Raw genomic sequence first — 17,878 nt, 5'->3', positions numbered from 1 at the left:
CCACTATGTATCTCGCCTGAACTGTTCAATACTCTCACTACTTCTCAGTGGCTGGGAACCGGCCGTATCGGGTGGTCGTCGCTCTCGAGACGGATCGACCCGGCGTTCCGACCGACGAGTGTCGTACGTCGCAGGGAGGCAGTTCGTGGCCGCGAACCGCCCCAGCCGCTGGTCGGCCCCTCGGACGGTCGACGCCATCCCCGTGGTTCGCTCGACGGACGCACCCACACTCGCGTCGCTCACCTTCGAGCGTCCGTCCTGCCACCGACGGCCCACGCCACTGGGTTCTCGACGAACACACCGAAAACTCGCCGCGATCGTTTTCGAGCGTCCGTCGCCTACGCTTCCGCTTCGGCGACGAACACACCGGAGAATCGTGTCACTCGTCTCCGAGCGTTCGCCTCGTCATCGACGGCTTACGCCGTCGCTTCCTCGGCGAACATCTCGTCGTACTCGCCGCTGTCGAGCCGCTCTTTGAACTCGCGGGGGTCGTTCCCCTCGATGGTGACACCCAGGGAGGTACAGGTACCGACGACCTCCTTCGCGGCGTTCTTCAGGTCGTACGAGAGCAGGTCCGACTGCTTCTGCTTCGCGATCTTCTTCACCTGGTCGACGGAGAGGTCGGCGACGAACTCCTTCTGGGGCTCGCCGGAGCCCGTGTCGAAGCCGGCCTCGTCCTTGATGAGTGCCGCCGTCGGCGGCACGCCGACTTCGATCGTGAACGAGCCGTCGTCGTCGTACTCGACGGTGACGGGGACCTCCATGCCGTCGAACGCGGCGGTCTCTTCGTTGATCTGGCTCACGACGTCCTGGACGTTGACGGGCGTCGGTCCGAGCTCGGGACCGAGCGGTGGGCCAGGGTTGGCCTCGCCGCCGGGCACGAGCACTTCGATAGTTCCGGCCATGTCTGTTTGGACCCTCCAGCGACCTTTAACGGTTTTCTTTCCCGTCGGCCCCGTGTGAGGCCGAAACACGGCGTTCTGCACCCTGTCGGGGCGGTCACCGATCCGTTCGCCGACCGGGTCCTGCCACGCCCACGGAACGCCGCCCCTCGGCGCGACGCGCCGCCCGGCTACGTCGTCTCGACGTCGTGTCCGACATCACCGTCCTTCTCGTCGCCGTGGTCGGCCCGGGGCTCGTTCTCGTCCCCGCCGTCGCCGTGGAGCGTCGACTCGACCCACGCGTGGTGGTCGAGGAGCCGTCGCCGCCCCGCGTCGGTCAGCGCGTAGCGGTCGGCGAGGCCGTCCTGCGTCCGCGAGAGGAAGCCGCTATCGACGAGCGCTTCGAGCGCGCCGTGGAACGTCTTCGGCCGAACCCGGTCGTCGTAATGTCGCTCGAGCGCCGCCTTCGCCTGCTGGCCGGTCGGGTCGTCGAGGCCGGCGACGATGACGCAGATGTCGCGCCGGAGCCCGCTCTGGAGCCACCGCATGGACTGCGATTCGTCGGTGGTGCTCAAAGGTGTGGCTCTCTCGGCTCCCGCCGTTCGTCCGCTCGTCGCCGTCGAGCCACACGCGACGGTCGCCGACGAGAGCCGACCACCGAGCGTCGTCGGCCGACGGCACGGAGCGTTACAGTATCGCCTTTGAGAGCCAGAGGGTGAGCTACTTGTCTTCACTCCTCGCGGGGACGGACGACAATGGGGACTGTCCGACTACGACCCGGACCACTGTCCGTGCGTGCGTTCAATTTCGGATCGATCGCTGCCGTGCTACTCGCCTGTTCGGTGTTCGGTGCCTGTCTCTGGTACGAGGTGATGTCGCCGCTCGAACTCTCGATTTTGAGTTTCGTGCTGCTCCCTCCGTACTTGCTGCTCGTCGCCTGCGGGCTCGGCGTCTGGCTCGGCTTCGCCACCGACGCCAGAACCAGTCGACGAGCCGGATAACGACGAGTCCGTGGAACCACTCCACGGTCGACCGTAAAACCGACTCCCTGGCCTGCGCTGTCGGTCGACGCGCCGGTCAGAGCTCGACTGCGAAGTCGTCGTCCGTGCCGACGGCGGCCGCCACCTCGATGAGGAGCGTTACCGCCGCGTCGAGGTCGTCGGTGTCGACCACCTCGACGGGCGTGTGCATGTACCGGTTCGGGATGCCCACGTTCACCGACGGGACGCCCGCGCGCGACGTGTAGAACGCGTCCGCGTCGGTCCCGGTCCTGCTCCCGGTCGCCTGCAGCTGGACGTCGACTCCCGTGGCCGCGGCCGTCTCGCGCAACAGGTCGACGAGCACCGGGTGGTTGGTGCTCCCGCGAGAGATCACCGGGCCACCGCCGAGCGCGACGGGGCCCTCGTGCTGTCCCGAGACGGCCGGCGTGTCCGTCGCGTGGGTCACATCGAGCGCCACGACGGCGTCCGGGTCGAGGTCGTAGCCCACCATCCGCGCCCCCTGCAGACCGACCTCCTCCTGGACCGTCGAGACGGCGTACACCGTCGCCTCGACGGGCGATTCGGCGACCCGACGGAGCGCCTCGGCGGCGACCCAGACCCCGACGCGGTTGTCGATGCCACGACCGGCCAGCCGCGTGCCGTGGAGGTCTCGCACCCCGCTCGAGAACGTCACGGGGTCGCCCACCTCGACAAGCGACCGAGCTTCTGCCTCCCCGTCTGCGCCCACGTCGACGAACTGGGCCTCGAGGTCCTCGTACTCCTCCGACCCCTGGTCGCGGAGGTGGATCGCTGCCTGTCCGACGACGCCCGGGACGGTCCGATCCCCGCCGTCGGCGTGGACCGTCACGTGCTGGCCCTTCGAGACGGTCCGGTCCGCGCCGCCGATGGGGCCGATCCGGAGGAAGCCGTCGTCCGTGACGTCGCGGACGATGAAGCCGATCTCGTCGACGTGGCCGGTGAACGCGAGCCGTGGCCCGTCCCCGGTCCCCTCGACGGCCGCGACGGCGTTACCGTACGCGTCCGTCCACACGCTGTCGGCCACCGGGGTGACGGCGTCGAGCCACACCCGCTGTCCACGGCTCTCGAACCCCGACGGGCTGTGCGTACTCAACAGATCGTCGAGGAACGTTCGTGCTGCGTCGTCCATGCGCGTCACCGCGGGACGGAGCCGGAATAAGCGTTGCTCTCGTCCGCGCTGGTCGGCCGAAGTCGTCACAACGTTGATGCCGCTCCTCGTCGTCTATTCGGCATGGACAAGTTCACACTGTTCGAGTTGCACGTCCACGACGGTATGGAGTTCAGCGCGACGAACACCGCCCCCGCCATCGGCCGCTCCGGCGACGAGGAGTACGAGGAACTCGAAGAGTACGTCGAGAGCGACGAGGGACGAACCGACGACGCGGACGAGTCCGCCGCCGACTCGTCGGGTGGCGTCGGCCCCGCCGGTCTGGTCGTCGGCCTGATCCTCCTCGCCGTCCTCGCGTTCGCGATCCGGAAGCTCCGCGGCGGCGACGCCGAACTCGAGATCGCCGAACTGGACGACCTCACGGAGCACGAGGGAGAGGAAGCCGAGCACTGAACGGATGGGGACGGACGCCGAGCACCGACTCTCGACCGGTCACGACGTCACGTTGCCGCTCCTCTGCCGTGCTCGCATGGGTGGCTGCGTCTTCGCGGCCGACTGGGGACCGCTTCGCGCGACGCTCCCGCCGGACCTGACGCCGCTGCGGACCGGCGCGAACCGGGGTGCGGTCGCGGTCGTCGGCATCGACTACCACTCGGTCGGCTCGCTCGAGCCCTACCCCGAGATGGCGGTCGTCGTCCCCGTCGCCAGCGACGGCGTCGGCGGGCTCCCCACGTCGCTCGCGGGGCTCGGTGGCTACGTCGTCGACCTCCCCGTCACGACGGAGCCCGCTCGCGCGCTGGGCGACGAGGTGTGGGGGTTCCCCAAGTCCGTCACCGACGTCGAGATCGAGGCCACCCCGCGCACGTTCGCGGTGTCGGTCGACGCCGACGGCAGCCCGGACGTGGCGCTGTCGGTCGACGTCGGCGACGCCAGCGCCCGTCGCGTTCGCCAGCGTCTCACCGCCTTCGCGTACCGCGACGATCGACTCGTCCGCGTGCCGACCGACGTCGACGCCGAAGTTCGTGTCGCGCGTACGGGTGCGGGCGTCGAACTCGCCCGCGGTCGGGGCCGGTACGCCGCGGTCCTCCGCGACCTCGGCCTCGACCCGCACGTGTACGCCCAGTTCGTCGCGTCGCACGCGGTGGCGACGTTCCACCCGCCCGAACCCGTCGCGCGAGCGTGACTGCGGGCGGAGACATCGGACACTCTTTTTGTACGCCGCCCGCGATGCCGGCGTATGACCGTTTCGAGCGCCCCGGGCAAGGTGTACCTGTTCGGGGAGCACGCCGTCGTCTACGGCGAACCGGCGGTGCCCTGTGCGATCGAACGCCGGGCACGGGTCGACGTCGAGGAGCGAGCCGACGACCACGTACGCGTCCAGGCACGGGACCTGAGCCTGGACGGGTTCACCGTCGAGTACACGGGCACGACAGACGACCGACCGGACGTCGACGTTCCGCGGCCGCTCGTGGAGGCCGCGATGGGCTACGTCGACGCCGCGGTCGACCAGGCGCGCGACGCCGCCGACGCGCCCGACGCCGGCTTCGACATCGTGGTCGAGAGCGACATCCCGCTGGGGGCGGGGCTGGGGTCGTCGGCTGCGGTCGTCGTCGCCGGTATCGACGCCGCGACGCGCGAACTCGGTCGACCCCTCCCTCCCGAAGAGCTGGCTGACCGCGCCTTCCGTGCGGAGCACGAGGTACAGGACGGACAGGCCTCCCGCGCCGACACGTTCTGCTCGACGATGGGCGGAGCCGTCCGCGTCGAGGGCGACGACTGCCGGACCATCGACACCCCCTCGCTCCCGTTCGTCGTCGGCTTCGACGGCGGCGCGGGCGACACGGGCGAGCTCGTCGCCGGCGTCCGTCGGCTCAGAGAGGAGTACGGCTTCGCCGCCGACACGGTCGCGACCATCGGCGACATCGTGCGGTGTGGCGCGACGCTCCTCCGCGAGGCCGACCCCGACGCGCCGCCCTCCGAGACGCTCCTCGGCGAACTCGGCCGACTCATGAACTTCGACCACGGCCTCCTCGAGGCGCTCGGTGTCTCCTCGCGCTCGCTGGACGCGATGGTGTGGGCCGCCCGCGACGCTGGCGCACACGGCGCGAAGCTCACGGGTGCGGGCGGCGGCGGCTGTATCGTCGCCCTGGACCCGACGCCGGAATCCCGGACGGCGCTGCGCTTCACCCCCGACTGCGAGGACGCCTTCCGGGCCGAACTCGCGACAGACGGCGTGCGCGTCGAGACCGGATCCGGGGACACGGCCGACCGCGGGGACGAGAGCGAGAGCAGTCGATGACGACCGTCCTCAAACTCGGCGGGAGCGTCGTCACGGAGAAGGACGAGCCCGAGAGCGTCGACGAGGCCGCCCTCGCGGGGACGGCCGATGCCATCGTCGACGCCGCCGTCGCGGACCTCGTGGTCGTCCACGGCGGCGGCTCGTTCGGCCACTACCACGCCGCGAACCACGGCGTGTCGACCACCGAGGGGACGCACGACCCCGAAGCCGTCGCCGACGTCCACGGCGCCATGACGCAGCTCAACCGTCGGGTCGTCGACGCTCTGCTCGCCCGGAGCGTCCCCGCCGTACCGGTCCACCCGCTGTCGCTCTGTGCACGCGACGACGCGGGCGCGCTGTCGTTTCCCTTCGCGTCGGTCGAGACGCTCCTCGGAGAAGGGTTCGTCCCCGTGCTCCACGGCGACCTCGTCGCGCACGCCGGCGCGGGAACGACGGTCGTCTCCGGCGACGAACTCGTGACGTCGCTCGCGCGGGGGCTCGACGCCGACCGCGTCGGGATGTGCTCGACCGTCCCCGGCGTGCTGGACGAGGCGGGCGAGGTGATCCCCCGGATCGAGTCGTTCGCCGACGTCGAGAGCGTCCTCGGCGGCTCGGCGGCGACGGACGTCACCGGCGGGATGGCCGCGAAGGTCCGATCCCTCTTGGAACTCGGCGCGCCAGCGTTCGTCTTCGGACCGGCCGAACTGGAGTCGTTCCTCGTGGGCCGGGACGTCGGCACGCGGGTCGACGGTGGCGAGACCGGGTAAGCCGACCCGCCCTCGCGTCAGACCGGCGTCTCGCGTCCGCGACGACGGCCCGGCTCAGATGTCGACCCGCAGGCCGTCTTTCGCCATTCGGACGTCGCCCGCGAACCCCTTCCGTACGCTCCGCAGCATCTCCGAGTGCTTGCCGCGCGTGTGCGGGTAGAGATGTGTGAGGTAGACCCGGCCGACGTCGGTTCCCGACAGCGCCTCGCCCAGCTGTGTCGGCGTCGGATGGTTCGAGACGTCGACCTCGTCGGGGAACGAACAGTCGTGGGCGAGCACGCTCGCGCCCGCGGCGAAGTTCGCCAGTCCCCGGAAGGCCTCGCTGTCGCCGCTGAAGACGAACTCGTCGCCGAAGCGGTAGGCGAGGCACATCATCGAGTGGCGGGTCTCGTACCCCTCGACCTCGAACCCCGCCACCTCGAACGACTCGGCCCCGACCTCGCGGATCCGGAGGTCGATGCGCTCTCGGAGATAGTCGTGGACGTCGAGCAGCCCGTCGACGAGCGCCTTCGTCCCGACGGGACCGACCACTTCCAGGAACTCCTCGCCCGCGAGCCACCGCGCCTTCAACAGGGGGAGCAGGTCGGCGACGTGGTCGAGGTGGTGGTGCGTCAGGAGGACGGTCGAGACGGACTCGTAGCCCGCGTCCGTTGCCGAGAGCCGGGTGAGGACGCCGCTCCCGCAGTCGAGGAGGAGTCGGCGCGGGCGACCAGCGGCGTCGCCGCCACCGTCGTCACTGCCGTCACTGCCGTCACCGCCGCCGCCGTCGACCGCCGCGTCGGACTCGACGAGGATGCCGGTCTGGACCCGATCCGGCGTCGGCATCGCGCTGCCGGTCCCGAGGAAGGTGACGCGCATACGCTTCGTCCGTGAGGGTGAACGAAAGGCGTTCTGGATAGTCGTCGAGAGCACGCATCGGCTCGATCACACCACACACCATCGGCTCGATTCACGCCGCGCGTGACTCGCCGAGGGCGGCCCACAACCCACTTACACGTCCGGTCCTACGACTCGACAATGAGTCACCCCGGGGACGATCACGGTCGGGCGCTCCTCCGCGACGCCGACCTCGACTTCGACCCCGACGCCGTCGACGTCGTCGACGAGGACGTGCTCTCGCTGTTGGAACCGCCCGTCCGCGAGTGGTGGGTCGACCAGTTCGGCTCGTTCGTCCCCCAGAACGGCGGCTTCTTCACCCCGCCACAGCGCGGGGCGATCCCCCACGTCCACGACCGACAGCACGCGCTCATCTGCGCGCCGACGGGGTCGGGCAAGACGCTCGCGTCGTTCACCGCCATCATCAACGAACTGTTCAGGCGGGACCGCGAGCGTTCTGGAGGGCTCGACAACTCGGTGTACTGCCTCTACGTCTCGCCGCTGAAGTCGCTGGCGAACGACATCCACCGGAACCTCACCGAACCGTTGGAGGGGATCTCCGAGCGGATGGACGCCCGCGGCGAGTCGTGCGAGATCCGCCACGCGATCCGTCACGGCGACACCCCCTCGTCGGAGCGCCAGCGGATGCTCGAGGTGACGCCACACATCCTCAACACGACGCCGGAGACGCTGGCGATCCTGCTCAACTCGCCGAAGTTCAAGGAGAAACTCCGGACCGTGGAGTACGTCGTCGTCGACGAGATCCACTCGCTCGCGGAGAACAAGCGGGGGACGCATCTGTCGGTGTCGCTCGAACGGCTCGAAGACATGGTCGAGACGTCGCCCACGCGCATCGGCTGTTCGGCCACCGTCGAACCGCTCACGACGATGGCCGAGTTCCTCGTGGGACGCGACGACGACGGGCCGCGGGAGTACGAGATCGTCGACACCCGGTTCGTCCGGGAACAGGACCTCCAGCTGGAGTGTCCCACCGACGACCTCATCGACACACCGCCGGGTGAGGTCCACGACCGCTTCTACGACCGCCTCCACGACCTCGTCTCGAGCCACACCAACACGCTGGTGTTCACCAACACCCGTTCGGGCGCGGAGCGGGTGCTACACAACCTCCGCGAGCGGTACGCAGGGTACGACGAGGAGAACTCCGGCTGTCACCACGGGTCGCTCTCGAAAGAGCGCCGCCAGCGGGTCGAGGCACGGCTCAAAGCCGGCGAACTGGACGTCGTGACCACCTCGACCAGCTTGGAGCTCGGGATCGACATGCCGCACGTCGATCTCGTGGTACAGGTCGGCTCGCCGAAGTCCGTCGCGAGCCTGCTCCAGCGCGTCGGCCGGGCGGGACACCGCCTGGGACAGACCGTCGAGGGCCGCGTCATCGCGCTCGACCGGGACGAACTCGTCGAGTGCGCCGTCATGCTCCAGAAGGCCACCGAGGGGTTCGTCGACCGCGTCTTCGTCCCGGAGAACGCCCAGGACGTGGCCGCACAGCACGTGTACGGCATGGCGATCAACGGGGTGCGGCGTGAGGCGGACGTCAAGGCGACGCTCCGCCGAGCGTACCCCTACCGGGACTTCTCGGAACCGGAGTGGGAACGGCTGATGCGGTATCTGACCGCCGACTACGACGGACTCGAGGAGAAGAACGTCTACGCGAAGGTGTGGCGCGACACCAACGATTCGCCCGCGGGCGAGCACCACTACGCGGAGTTCCCGGTCGGCGAGCCGCTGGTCGGCAAACGGGGGAAGATGGCCCGCGTCATCTACATGACGAACCTGGGCACGATCCCCGACTCGTTCACGTGCGACGTCGTCACTCGCGGGAGCAACGAGTGGGTGGGCGATCTCGACGAGAACTACCTCGACACGCTGGAGAAAGGCGACGTGTTCGTCCTCGGCGGCGACAACTACGAGTTCAAATACCGACGGGGGGCGAAGGTGTACGTCGATCCGACGTCGAAGCGGCCCACGGTGCCGTCGTGGTTCTCCGAACGGCTCCCGCTGTCGTACGACCTCGGCCGCGAGATCGCGGCGTTCCAGGGCGATCTGCTCGACCGGTTCGAGCGCGGCGACCGACCCGCCGTCCGCGAGTGGCTCCGCACGTTCCCGCTCGACGAGAACTCCGTCCGCGCGGTCACCCGAATGTTCGACGAACAGCTCAGATACGCCGGCGTCGACTCGGTCTCGACCGACCGTCGGCTGGCGGTCGAAGAGGTGAAAGACCGTGGCGACTACCGCCGCCACTTCCACGTCCACTCCCTGTACGGGCGGCGGTTCAACGACGGGCTCTCCCGCCTCGTGGCGTACCACTGCTCCCGGCGGGCGAACGCCAACGTCCAGGTGTCGGTCGCCGACAACGGCTTCACGGTGTCGATGCCGCTCAACCGGAAGGTCGACGTCGCGGGAATCCTCGAGAGCCTCGATCCGGAGGCAGTGGCCGGGGACCTCCGCGCCGCCCTGGCCGGCACGGACCTCCTGAAACGCTACTTCCGGATCAACGCCACGCGGTCGCTGATGATCCTCAAGCGCTACAAGGGGTACGAGAAGAGCGCCGCCCAGCAGCAGGTCTCGAGCGAGATGCTGCTGTCGTTCGCCCAGGGGCTGGAGTCGTTCGCGGTGATGGAGGAGACCTACCGCGAGATCCTCGAGGACAAACTGAACGTCGCCGGCATCAGGGAGGTGCTCGCGGCCGTCCAGCGGGGCGACGTGACGGTCGCGGTCCGCGACGCCGACACGCCGTCACCGCGGGCGTTCGGGCTCGCGACGCTCATGGCGAGCGACGTGGTGCTCGCCGAGGACGAGAACCAGGTGCTCCGGGAGTTCCACGACCGGGTGCTCGCGGCGATCGACGACGAACCGCCCGTCGATCGCGATCGCGACCTCGACCTCGACGTCGACGCCTGACAGCACCCGTTCGACGCGTCGTCGAGGGACGGTCACTCGACCAGGAGCAGCAGCGCGATGAAGACGACGATGCCGATGAAAATCGCGACACCGTACCGCTGGAGGATCCCCCCCTCGAGGCTCGCGGCGGTGATACCCGCGACCGCCCCCGAGATGGCTCCGATCACGCCGCGACGGACCTGCTGGCTGTCCCGCCAAGTCGATCTGAGTCCCATGCCACCCGCGTTCGGCCGAGGGCTGTATCAACTTCCCGGTGTTCACGCGGAACGACCGCGCTCACGACGACCCGTCTTGGGTCGTCTCGGGACCGATCCATAGCGGCGGGGAGGGGTTGTTATCGTCGATGAGTCTCGGTGCCGAGCGCTTATATGCAATCGCAGAAAGCTTATTATCGACCGAATATCACCCATTCACAGGGAGAGGGAGTTACGACACATGTCACTTAGCGATGAGTATCGGCAACTCGCAACACTCATCGACGCGCTAGAGTCGCAGGGGATCGCCGTCCGCGAAGCTGCCCCGGTCGACGGCAACGGCCAAGACTCGGCCTCCGACCGGTTCGCAGTCCAGCTGAAGCTCGAACTGCCGGAGTCGTCCTCGCTCGATCGGCTGGTCGTCGACGATGACCCCGCGAGCGACGAGCGTGAACGGTCGACCGCACGCGGGGCGACGGCCTCGTCCGAAGACGCGGTCGACGGGCAGGCGGGCGGCTCCAGCGAGGACACTGGGACCGCCGCCGACACGAGCACGGCGGCGACCGAATCGAGCACTGAAGACGCCGAGTCGACCGACACGGTCGGCAGCGACGCGGCCGACGACGCTGTGGATCACGACCCAGACGCCGACGCGGACGACACGGCCGACGCGGACGACACGGCCGACGACGCTTCGGATCACGATCGGGACGACACGGACGGCGTCGTCGTCTGCACGCACCCGGGTTGTGACCGCACGTTCGAGAGCGAGCGTGGCATGAAGATCCACCGGACCAAGGGTCACTCCCTCTCGGAACTCATCGAACCCGACGCACAGGGAGCGGTCCACCAGAACCCCGAGGCGCTGGCGGAGGTGTACGAGAAGTACGATACGTTCGCCGAGATGACCGACGCGCTCGGCGTCGACGTCGGGGCGCAGGCGGTCCGTAAACAGATGATCCGTCACGGCATCCACGAACCCGAGGGTCCGAGCACGAGTACGACTCCCCCCATCGACGTCGACGATAGCGATCCAGCGGACGCCGTGACGAACGGATCGGTCGATGGAACCGTCGAGCGGACCAACGGGACCGCGGAACACACCGATGGGACCGCAGAACGAACCAACGGAACCGTCGAGCAGACCGATGGGACCGCAGAACGGACCCACGGTACGACCGGCTCCCAGCCGGCCGACGTGGACGAAGCCAGCGAGCCAGCCGACCCATCCGACGCGGACGGCACGGGTGACGCTGCCGACGACGGCGACGACCCCGAGCAAGTCGCAGAGCGCCTCCCCGAACTCGACCTCCCTGGAGGGCTCACCGCGACGGAGCTGAAGTCGGCAGTCGAGACCGCGAACACTCTCTACGACGTCCAGCGTCAGCTCGACCTCGACGGCGAGACGACGAGGGGCCTGCTCGCGGAGTACGACCTCCTCGAACTGGTCTCCGGACGCGCCGCCTCCGTCAGGGACCGCGAGGAGATGAAGTCGGAGATCCACGAACGGATCCGCCGGACGGCGACGTAGCCGTCGGCGACATCCCTGCCGTCCTCACCTCCGATTCTCTCGATACCCGTCAGCCGTCGAGCCACGTCTCGTGGAGGTGGACCCACTCGACGCCGTTCGGCGTTCCGGATGTCTGGCGGAACAGTACGGTGGAGATCCGTCCGGTCCGGTCCTCCCCGACGGTTTGCCACTCCTCGTACGTCCCGAGACACGTCTCGGTGCCGACGTGCCGTGGTTCGAACGTCGAGACCTCGATCCTGACGTCGTCGTGGGCCGCGTGAGCGTCGAAGACGTCGGTCGTGATTCCCTCGCGCGTCCGCGTCAGTCCCGACGGCTGTATCATCCGGAAGTCGTCCGCGAGGACGTCGGCGAACCGCGCCAGCTCCGCACGCGTCTCGGGGAGTTCACCGCCGAACCAGAGCTCGAAGAAGGCGTGCAGTTCGTCGATTTCGGCCCCACACCGGTCGGCCAGCGAACGGTCGGTCATACGGTTCCAACGCGGTCGTCACTCTTGATCTCCCGGTCATCGTTCCGATCTCCCCGTCGTCGTTCCGACCCCGCGTCATCGTTCCGATCCACCCGTCATCGCTCCGACCTCCCCGTCGTCGTTCCGACCTCTCCGTTCTCTACCGGCGTGCCCAGTCGAGCATCCGGGCGTAGAACGGCTCCGACGAGAGCGCCGCCGTGTCACCGACGAGGACGAGCGCCTTCCGTGCCCGCGTCAGCGCGACGTTCACGCGTCGGTGGTCGTCGAAGATCGGACCGTCCATCTCCCCCGTGGCGACGAACGAGACGACGATCACCTCCTTCGCGGAGCCCTGGAACCGGTCGACGGTGTCGACCGTCACGTCGACTCGTCTGCTGATCTCGGCGACCTGTGCGCGGAACGGCGCGATGACGCCGATGTCCTCGGGTGCGACGCCGGCGTCGCGGAGCGCTGCGACCACCTCGGCGACCCGGTCGGCCTCGACCGGGTTGGCGTTGCCCTCGCGACGACCGTCCGGATCGACGAACGAGACGCCGTCCTGCAGCTCCGGGGGGAGGCGGGCGGCATCGACCCCGGGGAGGTCAGAGAGCCGCTGGGCGGCCACCTCGCCCGAGGCGGGACGGAGCTGGCCGTCGTAGAACTCCCGCGAGGAGAAGGCCTGGATCCGCTGTGCCATCCGGTACTGCCGGTCGAGCATCACCGACGCGTCGGGGTACAGGCCGACGAGCCGCTCGAACAGCGACGTCCGTAGCTCGGTGTCCGCCCGGACGACCGGTGGCAACTGTTGGTGATCGCCGACGAGGACGAACCGTTCGGCGAGGTTGATCGCCGCGAGCGTGCCCGGCTCGGTCAGCTGGGAGGCCTCGTCGACGAGCGCGACGTCGAACGCCTGTTCGCGGAGGACGCGCGACCCGCAGGCGGCGGTGGTCGCGGCGACCACCGGTGCCTCGCGGAACGCGCTCGCGAGTTCCGTCGGGTCGCCACGCTCGTCCAGCCGGAGGTCGTGCATGTCGTCGCGGACGCCGGTCTCGCTGCCGACGCGGATGGCGTCCTCGAACCCCTGGTCGCGGAGCGCGTCGAGGGCGTTGTCGACCGCGCGGTTGGTGAACGCGGCGAGCAGGACCCGGTCGCCGCGCTCGACCAGCGCGCGGACCGTCCGGGCGATGGTGTACGTCTTGCCCGTCCCGGGCGGGCCGTGGACGAGCGCGCAGTCGTCGGCGTTCACCGCCCGGTTCACTGCCGCGTTCTGGGCGGGGTTGTTGTCGATGTACGTTCGTGCCGCGTTCGAAAACGCGGGTTCGGCCCGACCGAACAGGACGTCCTTCCGGCGGTCGTCGCCCTTGAGGAGCGCGTCGTGGAGCGCCGTGAGCAGCCGCGAGACGGTGATCTCGGAGGGGTAGACGTCCAGCCGCCGGAGGTCGACCGGCTCGTCGGTCGTGACGACGACCTCGCGGTCGAGCTGTTCGATGCGGCAGAGTTCGGCGTGGCCCGTCACGGGGTCGCCGTCGGAGGCGAGCGCGACGTCGCCGGCGCGGAGCTTCGAGACCGCGTCGGCGGGCTTCCGCGCGCGGAGTTCCCACCGTCCGTTCGCTCGTTCCGCGCGTCCGAGCGGTTCGAGATCGATCAGCGCGCGATCGTCGGCCGCCCGCTCTTCGGCGGACTGTTCCCACAGCTTGCGGTACTCGGCGTGGGTGGCGCGGCGCTCGGCCTCGACGTCCTCGTACACGCGCTGGAAGTACTCGCGTTCGTCCGTGGGGATCGCCGTGCCGATCTGCCCGGCCTTCGACTCCTGGTCGAGCCGGCCGGAGACGACCATGCAGGTGTCCTGCTCGAAGCAGTACTCGCACTTCGCGTCCGCCTCGTATCCCGTCGGGACCTCCGTCGAAAACTCCATCGCGGCGATCTCGTTCCGGGTGCGGACGACGTACTCCAGGAGCCCCTTGCCGATGGAGAAGTCCTTCGCGGGCGAGAGGTCGCCGCTCTCGTCGACACGCTCGAGCGCCGTGTTCTTCGTGTACAGCAGCGTCCCCGTGTCGGGCACGTCTCCCGCCTCGCCGAGCATCAGCGCGTAACAGGCGGCCTGGATCTTGTCCTGAAAGCGCGGGTCGCGCCTGAGGTTCTTGCCGGTCTTGAGCTCGACGGGACTGCCACGCCGGATCGCGTCGGCACGCCCCTTCATCCCGAACGTCGGCGAGATGAGGGTGTACTCCGAGCGCCACTCGTCGGCCTGGGAGAGGGTCCCCTGCGCTAGCCACCCCTCGATGGCCGCGGCGTTGCGCCGCACCTCGTCTTCGACCTCGCGGGCGTCCCGTCCGAGGAGGCCGAGTTCGAGCCCCGCCTCGGCCACGCGGTCTTCGACCGCCGCGTCGAGCGCTACCCCGCGCAGGAGGTCGCCGAACACCTCGTGGACGATCGTCCCCTTCACCACCGGGTAGTTCAGGGGGATCCCCGAGAGCTTGTTCAGGTAGTACATCCGGGGGCACTGCACCCACGAGCGCACGTCGGTCACGTCGACGAGGAAGTCAGGTTCGAGGACGACGTACGAGTCGCGGGAGGTGGCGTACGTCGTCTCGCCACGGAACTCGTCGGTCTCCACCTCGGTGACGAGCAGCGTCATCCCCTGCTCGGCGTGGTCGGCCGTCGCCGTCCACTTGCCCCAGAGCGTCACCCGGACCGGGTCGCGGTCGTCCGGCCGGATCGTGAGTTCGACGAGGTCACGGTCGCCGTAGCGCGTGTTCACGGTCCGGACGTCGCCGACGTCGAGAACGAGCCCGCGAATGTTCACGGACGGTCCACGCTCCGGACGAGTAAAAACCCTCCTCGTCGGTCCCTCCGCTCGGTCGTCGACGGATCCGTGGACGGCCGGCGAGGACGGCTGTCACCTACCGTCGCCGGCTGTCACCTGCCATCGTCGACGGTCACTCGTCGTCGCCGAGTTCCGCCGCCGCCCGCCGCCAGCGACCGTCGTCGGGACGCCGTCTGAGCGAGGTCAACAGCGCCACTGCCTCGTCGTCGGTGCCGGGCGATCTCGTCGTCGTCACGAGGTCGCCCCGGACGACGAACTCCTCTTCGGTCGGGTCCGCCGACGTGGTCTCGACCGTCGCCTCACCCGCACTGTCGGCCGCCGTGGGTTCGGCGTCCGGCTCGTCGGTCGGATCGCACCACTCGAACCCGCTGTCCGTCGCCGCCGTCCCTGTCGGCTCCGCAGGCCCCGTGTCGGCCGCCTCCACCGCTTCCGCCGCGGCGTCGGCCGCCGTCGTCTCGGCCGTTGCCGCCTCTGTCGTCGGCTCCGTCCCGTCGGACGCGGTACACCACACGAACCCGCCGTCGTCCCGTTCGGTCCCGGCGTCGACCGCGAGCACGTCCTCGCCATCCGTGGCCGTCTCTCCGCGCGCTCTCCCCCCAGCCGCCTCTCCGCGCGAACTCTCCCCGGCCGTCTCGACCGTCTCGGTCGCCGCTCCCGACTCCGCCTCACTGGCCGACTCCTCCGCCAGTTCGCCGGGGTCCGTGCTCACGGTTCGCCACGCTCCGCGACGGGAGGCGTCTCACCGCGTGCGACGGTGACGACTCGACGGCTCATCGGTGGTGTTTGAACAGGATCGCCCGGACGTCGTCCTTGGTTCGTGCTCGTTCCGTCCCCCCGTCGGGGAGGTCGACCTCGTACTTCTCCTCCCCGCCGCTCGTCTCGCGCCACTTGTCGTCGTGATCGGCCAGCAGACTCATCATGGAGTTCAGACGGGTCTCGTCGTCGCTCGTCTCCCGGTCCACTCCGCTCTCGTTCGTCTCGTCGTCGTCCGTGGCCTCGTCGGTGCTGGCTTCCTCCTCGTCGACCGCGTCGTCCTCGTCCGTGGCTTCGACCGCATCGGCGTCGTCGGTCCCGAGCGCGTCTCCGGAGCCGGGAGCCTCGTCGACCGCACCGCCTCCGGCGACGACGTACGTCGTCTGTTCTTCCACAGTCGATGGTGTCGACTCGGGGGTCTCGTCGGCTCCCGTGGCGTCCGGGTGAGCCGTCTCTCCGGCGATTTTCGGTTCCCCCAGCCCGTCGTCGACGCCGTCGCTCTCGTCGAAACGATCCAGCAGGTACTCGAGCGCGTCGCGGGGTCTGACGTGGCCGTAGTCGACGTCCTCGCCCAGCCGTCGCTGGAGCCAGCGGAGGCGTTCGCGCTGGTCGTCGGTGATCGAAATGGCAGGCATCGTGTCACCGTCCACGAGGACGCTCATGAATCTCCCCCCGCCGTTCTCGGCTGTGATACTCCTGTCCGGTGGATAGCCGTGGTCTCTCGGACCGATACGCTAAGGTGGGACGGTTCCTACTTCGAACCATGCGCGTCCGCGACTGGAAGGACATCCTCGCCGAGGTGTCGTCCGAATCGACCGAGCCGTCGGGGTGGCGTGCGGTGGCCGGTCAGCGCCAAAGCGGCGTGGGTGAGGACCTCTACATCGGCCACCCCACGCAGGGCGTCTACCAGCTCAAGACGTACGCGAAGAACCCCTACGAGGTGAAAGGTGTCGGGACGCAGGTCGCGCGGAAAGTCGACGGGGACATCGAACCGCTGCTGCCGACGCCCGACGAGGGTGGCCGCTTCGCCGTCCAGCGCCCGCCTGAAGACGAAGACCAGGCTGAGACGATGGCCAGACGCCTCGAGGAGACCGTCCGCGTCCACGCCGAGGCACCGACCACGCCGGACGACTTCTTCGAGGACCTCATGGACGCCATCGAGAGTCCGGCGTTCGGCCCGATGGAGTACGAACTGAGCGACCGGCCCGAACGGCTGGACGAACTGTCGTCGACGTTCGAGGAGGCCGAGGAGCTGCTCGACGCCGAACTCGACGATCTCGTCGAGGACGACGAGATCGGTCGTGGCTTCGCCTGAGCCACCCTGCGTGTCGGGACTCACCGAGTCGCTCCCGGAGGACACGGCCACCCGGTTTCAAATCCTCCCCTCCCGTTCACCCCGTATGAGCGTTCGGGACACTGTCCTCGACTACTACGAGGCGCTCCGGCGCGGCGAGCCGCTGTATCCGTACTTCGCGGAGCGACCGGATCTCGTCAAGGTCGGCGTCTTCTCCCGGCTCGTCGGTACCGACGCCGTCTCGGAGGGTCTCCGCGAACAGACCAGAACGACCGACGACTGGACTGTCGACAGCCACGACCTCCGCGTCACGGAGCGCGCGGACCACGGCTGGTTCACCGACCGCGTCGACCTCGCGTGGACGGACGTCGCAAACGACGCGACGTACGCGTTCGAGACGCGGTGGAGCGGCGTGCTCACACCGCGCGGCGAGGGGGCGGATCGCGAGTGGCTGTTCGTCGACATGCACGTCTCCGCGCCGCGCGACCGGGCTGTCGCGGCGGCCGATCCGCACGAGGACGCGACGTGACGATGGTCGGGCCGAGCATCACCGACGACGAACGACGCGTCGCGAACCTCCGCCTCCAGATCGGGTTCGTCGTCCTCGTCGGGCTCTCCGGCGGCCTCGTCGCGCTCCAGGTCGGCGCGTCGACCCCTCAGGTCGGCCTCGCGGTCGTCGGGGCGCTCGTCCTCGGTGGCCTGCTCCTCCTGTGGCTCCGCCGGTGGTCCGCGGAGTTCCGGCGGGAGACGAACCGGAGCCGGTTTCGGCGGTAAACGGTCGCAGACGCCGATTTCAATCATCTTGGCTCTCGCGTGCGTTCGCCAGCGGGCGCACCGAATCGAGCACGCCCCCCGAGGTCGAGGACGTGGCGAGTCGGGGACCTCGGGTCGAATCGGAGCCGGGGGCTCTGTCGAACAGCACCGTGACTGATACGAGGATCGTGCTGAACAGAGAGAGATGTAACCGGCGGAACAGAGGATCT

The 17,878-nt window shown here is 69.1% G+C and carries 19 protein-coding genes; 10 read left to right on the top strand and 9 right to left on the bottom strand.

Features of this window, described 5'->3' with window-relative positions; translation table 11 throughout:
• Positions 1–416 precede the first annotated feature (416 nt).
• Both FZP69_RS12875 and FZP69_RS12870 read right to left on the bottom strand, forming a co-directional pair.
• Positions 417–905 carry a 50S ribosomal protein L11 gene (locus FZP69_RS12875; protein WP_152041815.1) on the bottom strand — a complete coding sequence of 163 codons (489 nt, stop codon included), beginning with the start codon at positions 903–905 and terminating at the stop codon, positions 417–419.
• Positions 906–1,072: 167 nt separating this feature from the next.
• The gene (locus FZP69_RS12870; RefSeq protein ID WP_204960017.1) at positions 1,073–1,429 is read right to left on the bottom strand and encodes a PadR family transcriptional regulator; all 357 of its coding nucleotides are present in this window, start codon (positions 1,427–1,429) and stop codon (positions 1,073–1,075) included.
• Positions 1,430–1,672: 243 nt separating this feature from the next.
• Here FZP69_RS12870 and FZP69_RS12865 point away from each other — a divergent pair, with 243 nt between their 5' ends.
• Positions 1,673–1,882: a hypothetical protein gene (locus tag FZP69_RS12865; protein WP_152041814.1), complete on the top strand. Its 210-nt coding sequence runs from the start codon at positions 1,673–1,675 to the stop codon at positions 1,880–1,882.
• Positions 1,883–1,958: 76 nt separating this feature from the next.
• On the opposite strand, the gene FZP69_RS12860 is transcribed toward FZP69_RS12865, so the two are convergent.
• A complete protein-coding gene (locus FZP69_RS12860) occupies positions 1,959–3,029 on the bottom strand; it encodes a M28 family peptidase (RefSeq protein WP_152041813.1) in 1,071 nt (356 codons plus the stop codon).
• A gap of 102 nt (positions 3,030–3,131) precedes the next feature.
• Between FZP69_RS12860 and FZP69_RS12855 the strand changes: the two genes are divergently transcribed.
• The 4 genes from FZP69_RS12855 to FZP69_RS12840 are packed head-to-tail and all read left to right on the top strand — an operon-like array spanning position 3,132 to position 6,053.
• Positions 3,132–3,461 carry a hypothetical protein gene (locus tag FZP69_RS12855; protein ID WP_152041812.1) on the top strand — a complete coding sequence of 110 codons (330 nt, stop codon included), beginning with the start codon at positions 3,132–3,134 and terminating at the stop codon, positions 3,459–3,461.
• Between the two features lie 4 nt (positions 3,462–3,465).
• On the top strand, positions 3,466–4,191 hold the full coding sequence (locus FZP69_RS12850; protein WP_152041811.1) for an acetoacetate decarboxylase family protein: 726 nt from the start codon (positions 3,466–3,468) through the stop codon (positions 4,189–4,191).
• A 54-nt stretch (positions 4,192–4,245) separates the two neighbouring features.
• A complete protein-coding gene (mvk, locus tag FZP69_RS12845) occupies positions 4,246–5,307 on the top strand; it encodes a mevalonate kinase (RefSeq protein WP_152041810.1) in 1,062 nt (353 codons plus the stop codon).
• Positions 5,304–6,053: an isopentenyl phosphate kinase gene (locus tag FZP69_RS12840; protein ID WP_152041809.1), complete on the top strand. Its 750-nt coding sequence runs from the start codon at positions 5,304–5,306 to the stop codon at positions 6,051–6,053. The genes mvk and FZP69_RS12840 overlap by 4 nt, the downstream gene beginning before the upstream one ends.
• 54 nt (positions 6,054–6,107) lie before the next feature.
• On the opposite strand, the gene FZP69_RS12835 is transcribed toward FZP69_RS12840, so the two are convergent.
• Positions 6,108–6,911, bottom strand: coding sequence for an MBL fold metallo-hydrolase (locus tag FZP69_RS12835; RefSeq protein WP_152041808.1), 804 nt, complete (start codon positions 6,909–6,911; stop codon positions 6,108–6,110).
• A gap of 159 nt (positions 6,912–7,070) precedes the next feature.
• On the opposite strand from FZP69_RS12835, the gene FZP69_RS12830 reads away from it, so the two are divergent.
• Complete coding sequence (locus FZP69_RS12830; protein WP_152041807.1) at positions 7,071–9,851, top strand: ATP-dependent helicase; 2,781 nt, start codon at positions 7,071–7,073, stop codon at positions 9,849–9,851.
• 32 nt (positions 9,852–9,883) lie between these two features.
• Here FZP69_RS12830 and FZP69_RS12825 read toward each other — a convergent pair whose 3' ends face one another.
• The gene (locus tag FZP69_RS12825) at positions 9,884–10,066 is read right to left on the bottom strand and encodes a hypothetical protein (protein ID WP_152041806.1); all 183 of its coding nucleotides are present in this window, start codon (positions 10,064–10,066) and stop codon (positions 9,884–9,886) included.
• A gap of 220 nt (positions 10,067–10,286) precedes the next feature.
• On the opposite strand from FZP69_RS12825, the gene FZP69_RS12820 reads away from it, so the two are divergent.
• On the top strand, positions 10,287–11,576 hold the full coding sequence (locus tag FZP69_RS12820) for a hypothetical protein (RefSeq protein WP_152041805.1): 1,290 nt from the start codon (positions 10,287–10,289) through the stop codon (positions 11,574–11,576).
• Positions 11,577–11,625: 49 nt separating this feature from the next.
• On the opposite strand, the gene FZP69_RS12815 is transcribed toward FZP69_RS12820, so the two are convergent.
• From FZP69_RS12815 to FZP69_RS12800, 4 genes are all read right to left on the bottom strand, one after another.
• Positions 11,626–12,042 carry a DUF4440 domain-containing protein gene (locus FZP69_RS12815; RefSeq protein WP_152041804.1) on the bottom strand — a complete coding sequence of 139 codons (417 nt, stop codon included), beginning with the start codon at positions 12,040–12,042 and terminating at the stop codon, positions 11,626–11,628.
• Positions 12,043–12,181: 139 nt separating this feature from the next.
• Positions 12,182–14,827, bottom strand: coding sequence for an AAA domain-containing protein (locus FZP69_RS12810; protein ID WP_152041803.1), 2,646 nt, complete (start codon positions 14,825–14,827; stop codon positions 12,182–12,184).
• A 133-nt stretch (positions 14,828–14,960) separates the two neighbouring features.
• Positions 14,961–15,557, bottom strand: coding sequence for a hypothetical protein (locus FZP69_RS12805; RefSeq protein ID WP_152041802.1), 597 nt, complete (start codon positions 15,555–15,557; stop codon positions 14,961–14,963).
• Between the two features lie 61 nt (positions 15,558–15,618).
• Positions 15,619–16,236: a hypothetical protein gene (locus tag FZP69_RS12800; RefSeq protein ID WP_152041801.1), complete on the bottom strand. Its 618-nt coding sequence runs from the start codon at positions 16,234–16,236 to the stop codon at positions 15,619–15,621.
• A gap of 128 nt (positions 16,237–16,364) precedes the next feature.
• On the opposite strand from FZP69_RS12800, the gene FZP69_RS12795 reads away from it, so the two are divergent.
• The 3 genes from FZP69_RS12795 (at position 16,365) to FZP69_RS12785 (ending at position 17,669) form a co-directional block, all read left to right on the top strand.
• On the top strand, positions 16,365–16,916 hold the full coding sequence (locus FZP69_RS12795; RefSeq protein WP_152041800.1) for a hypothetical protein: 552 nt from the start codon (positions 16,365–16,367) through the stop codon (positions 16,914–16,916).
• Between the two features lie 85 nt (positions 16,917–17,001).
• The gene (locus FZP69_RS12790; RefSeq protein WP_152041799.1) at positions 17,002–17,424 is read left to right on the top strand and encodes a nuclear transport factor 2 family protein; all 423 of its coding nucleotides are present in this window, start codon (positions 17,002–17,004) and stop codon (positions 17,422–17,424) included.
• The gene (locus FZP69_RS12785; protein ID WP_394350162.1) at positions 17,421–17,669 is read left to right on the top strand and encodes a hypothetical protein; all 249 of its coding nucleotides are present in this window, start codon (positions 17,421–17,423) and stop codon (positions 17,667–17,669) included. The genes FZP69_RS12790 and FZP69_RS12785 overlap by 4 nt, the downstream gene beginning before the upstream one ends.
• The last annotated feature ends 209 nt before the right edge of the window (positions 17,670–17,878 follow it).

The organism is Salinigranum salinum (genome assembly GCF_009176545.1).
In the GTDB taxonomy this organism is placed as follows: domain Archaea; phylum Halobacteriota; class Halobacteria; order Halobacteriales; family Haloferacaceae; genus Salinigranum; species Salinigranum salinum.
The sequence above is the reverse complement of the archived record's forward strand: the minus strand, read 5'-3'. Positions and strand labels throughout refer to the sequence as shown.

Excerpts from the sequence above, each read along its gene's own strand:
- FZP69_RS12875 (WP_152041815.1), bottom strand. The coding sequence starts at position 905 with ATGGCCGGAACTATCGAAGTGCTCGTGCCCGGCGGCGAGGCCAACCCT.
- FZP69_RS12830 (WP_152041807.1), top strand. The coding sequence starts at position 7,071 with ATGAGTCACCCCGGGGACGATCACGGTCGGGCGCTCCTCCGCGACGCC.
- FZP69_RS12790 (WP_152041799.1), top strand. The coding sequence starts at position 17,002 with ATGAGCGTTCGGGACACTGTCCTCGACTACTACGAGGCGCTCCGGCGC.
- FZP69_RS12835 (WP_152041808.1), bottom strand. The coding sequence starts at position 6,911 with ATGCGCGTCACCTTCCTCGGGACCGGCAGCGCGATGCCGACGCCGGAT.
- FZP69_RS12850 (WP_152041811.1), top strand. The coding sequence starts at position 3,466 with ATGGGGACGGACGCCGAGCACCGACTCTCGACCGGTCACGACGTCACG.
- mvk (WP_152041810.1), top strand. The coding sequence starts at position 4,246 with ATGACCGTTTCGAGCGCCCCGGGCAAGGTGTACCTGTTCGGGGAGCAC.
- FZP69_RS12870 (WP_204960017.1), bottom strand. The coding sequence starts at position 1,429 with ATGCGGTGGCTCCAGAGCGGGCTCCGGCGCGACATCTGCGTCATCGTC.
- FZP69_RS12840 (WP_152041809.1), top strand. The coding sequence starts at position 5,304 with ATGACGACCGTCCTCAAACTCGGCGGGAGCGTCGTCACGGAGAAGGAC.
- FZP69_RS12825 (WP_152041806.1), bottom strand. The coding sequence starts at position 10,066 with ATGGGACTCAGATCGACTTGGCGGGACAGCCAGCAGGTCCGTCGCGGC.
- FZP69_RS12855 (WP_152041812.1), top strand. The coding sequence starts at position 3,132 with ATGGACAAGTTCACACTGTTCGAGTTGCACGTCCACGACGGTATGGAG.
- FZP69_RS12860 (WP_152041813.1), bottom strand. The coding sequence starts at position 3,029 with ATGGACGACGCAGCACGAACGTTCCTCGACGATCTGTTGAGTACGCAC.
- FZP69_RS12820 (WP_152041805.1), top strand. The coding sequence starts at position 10,287 with ATGTCACTTAGCGATGAGTATCGGCAACTCGCAACACTCATCGACGCG.
- FZP69_RS12795 (WP_152041800.1), top strand. The coding sequence starts at position 16,365 with ATGCGCGTCCGCGACTGGAAGGACATCCTCGCCGAGGTGTCGTCCGAA.
- FZP69_RS12815 (WP_152041804.1), bottom strand. The coding sequence starts at position 12,042 with ATGACCGACCGTTCGCTGGCCGACCGGTGTGGGGCCGAAATCGACGAA.
- FZP69_RS12800 (WP_152041801.1), bottom strand. The coding sequence starts at position 16,236 with ATGCCTGCCATTTCGATCACCGACGACCAGCGCGAACGCCTCCGCTGG.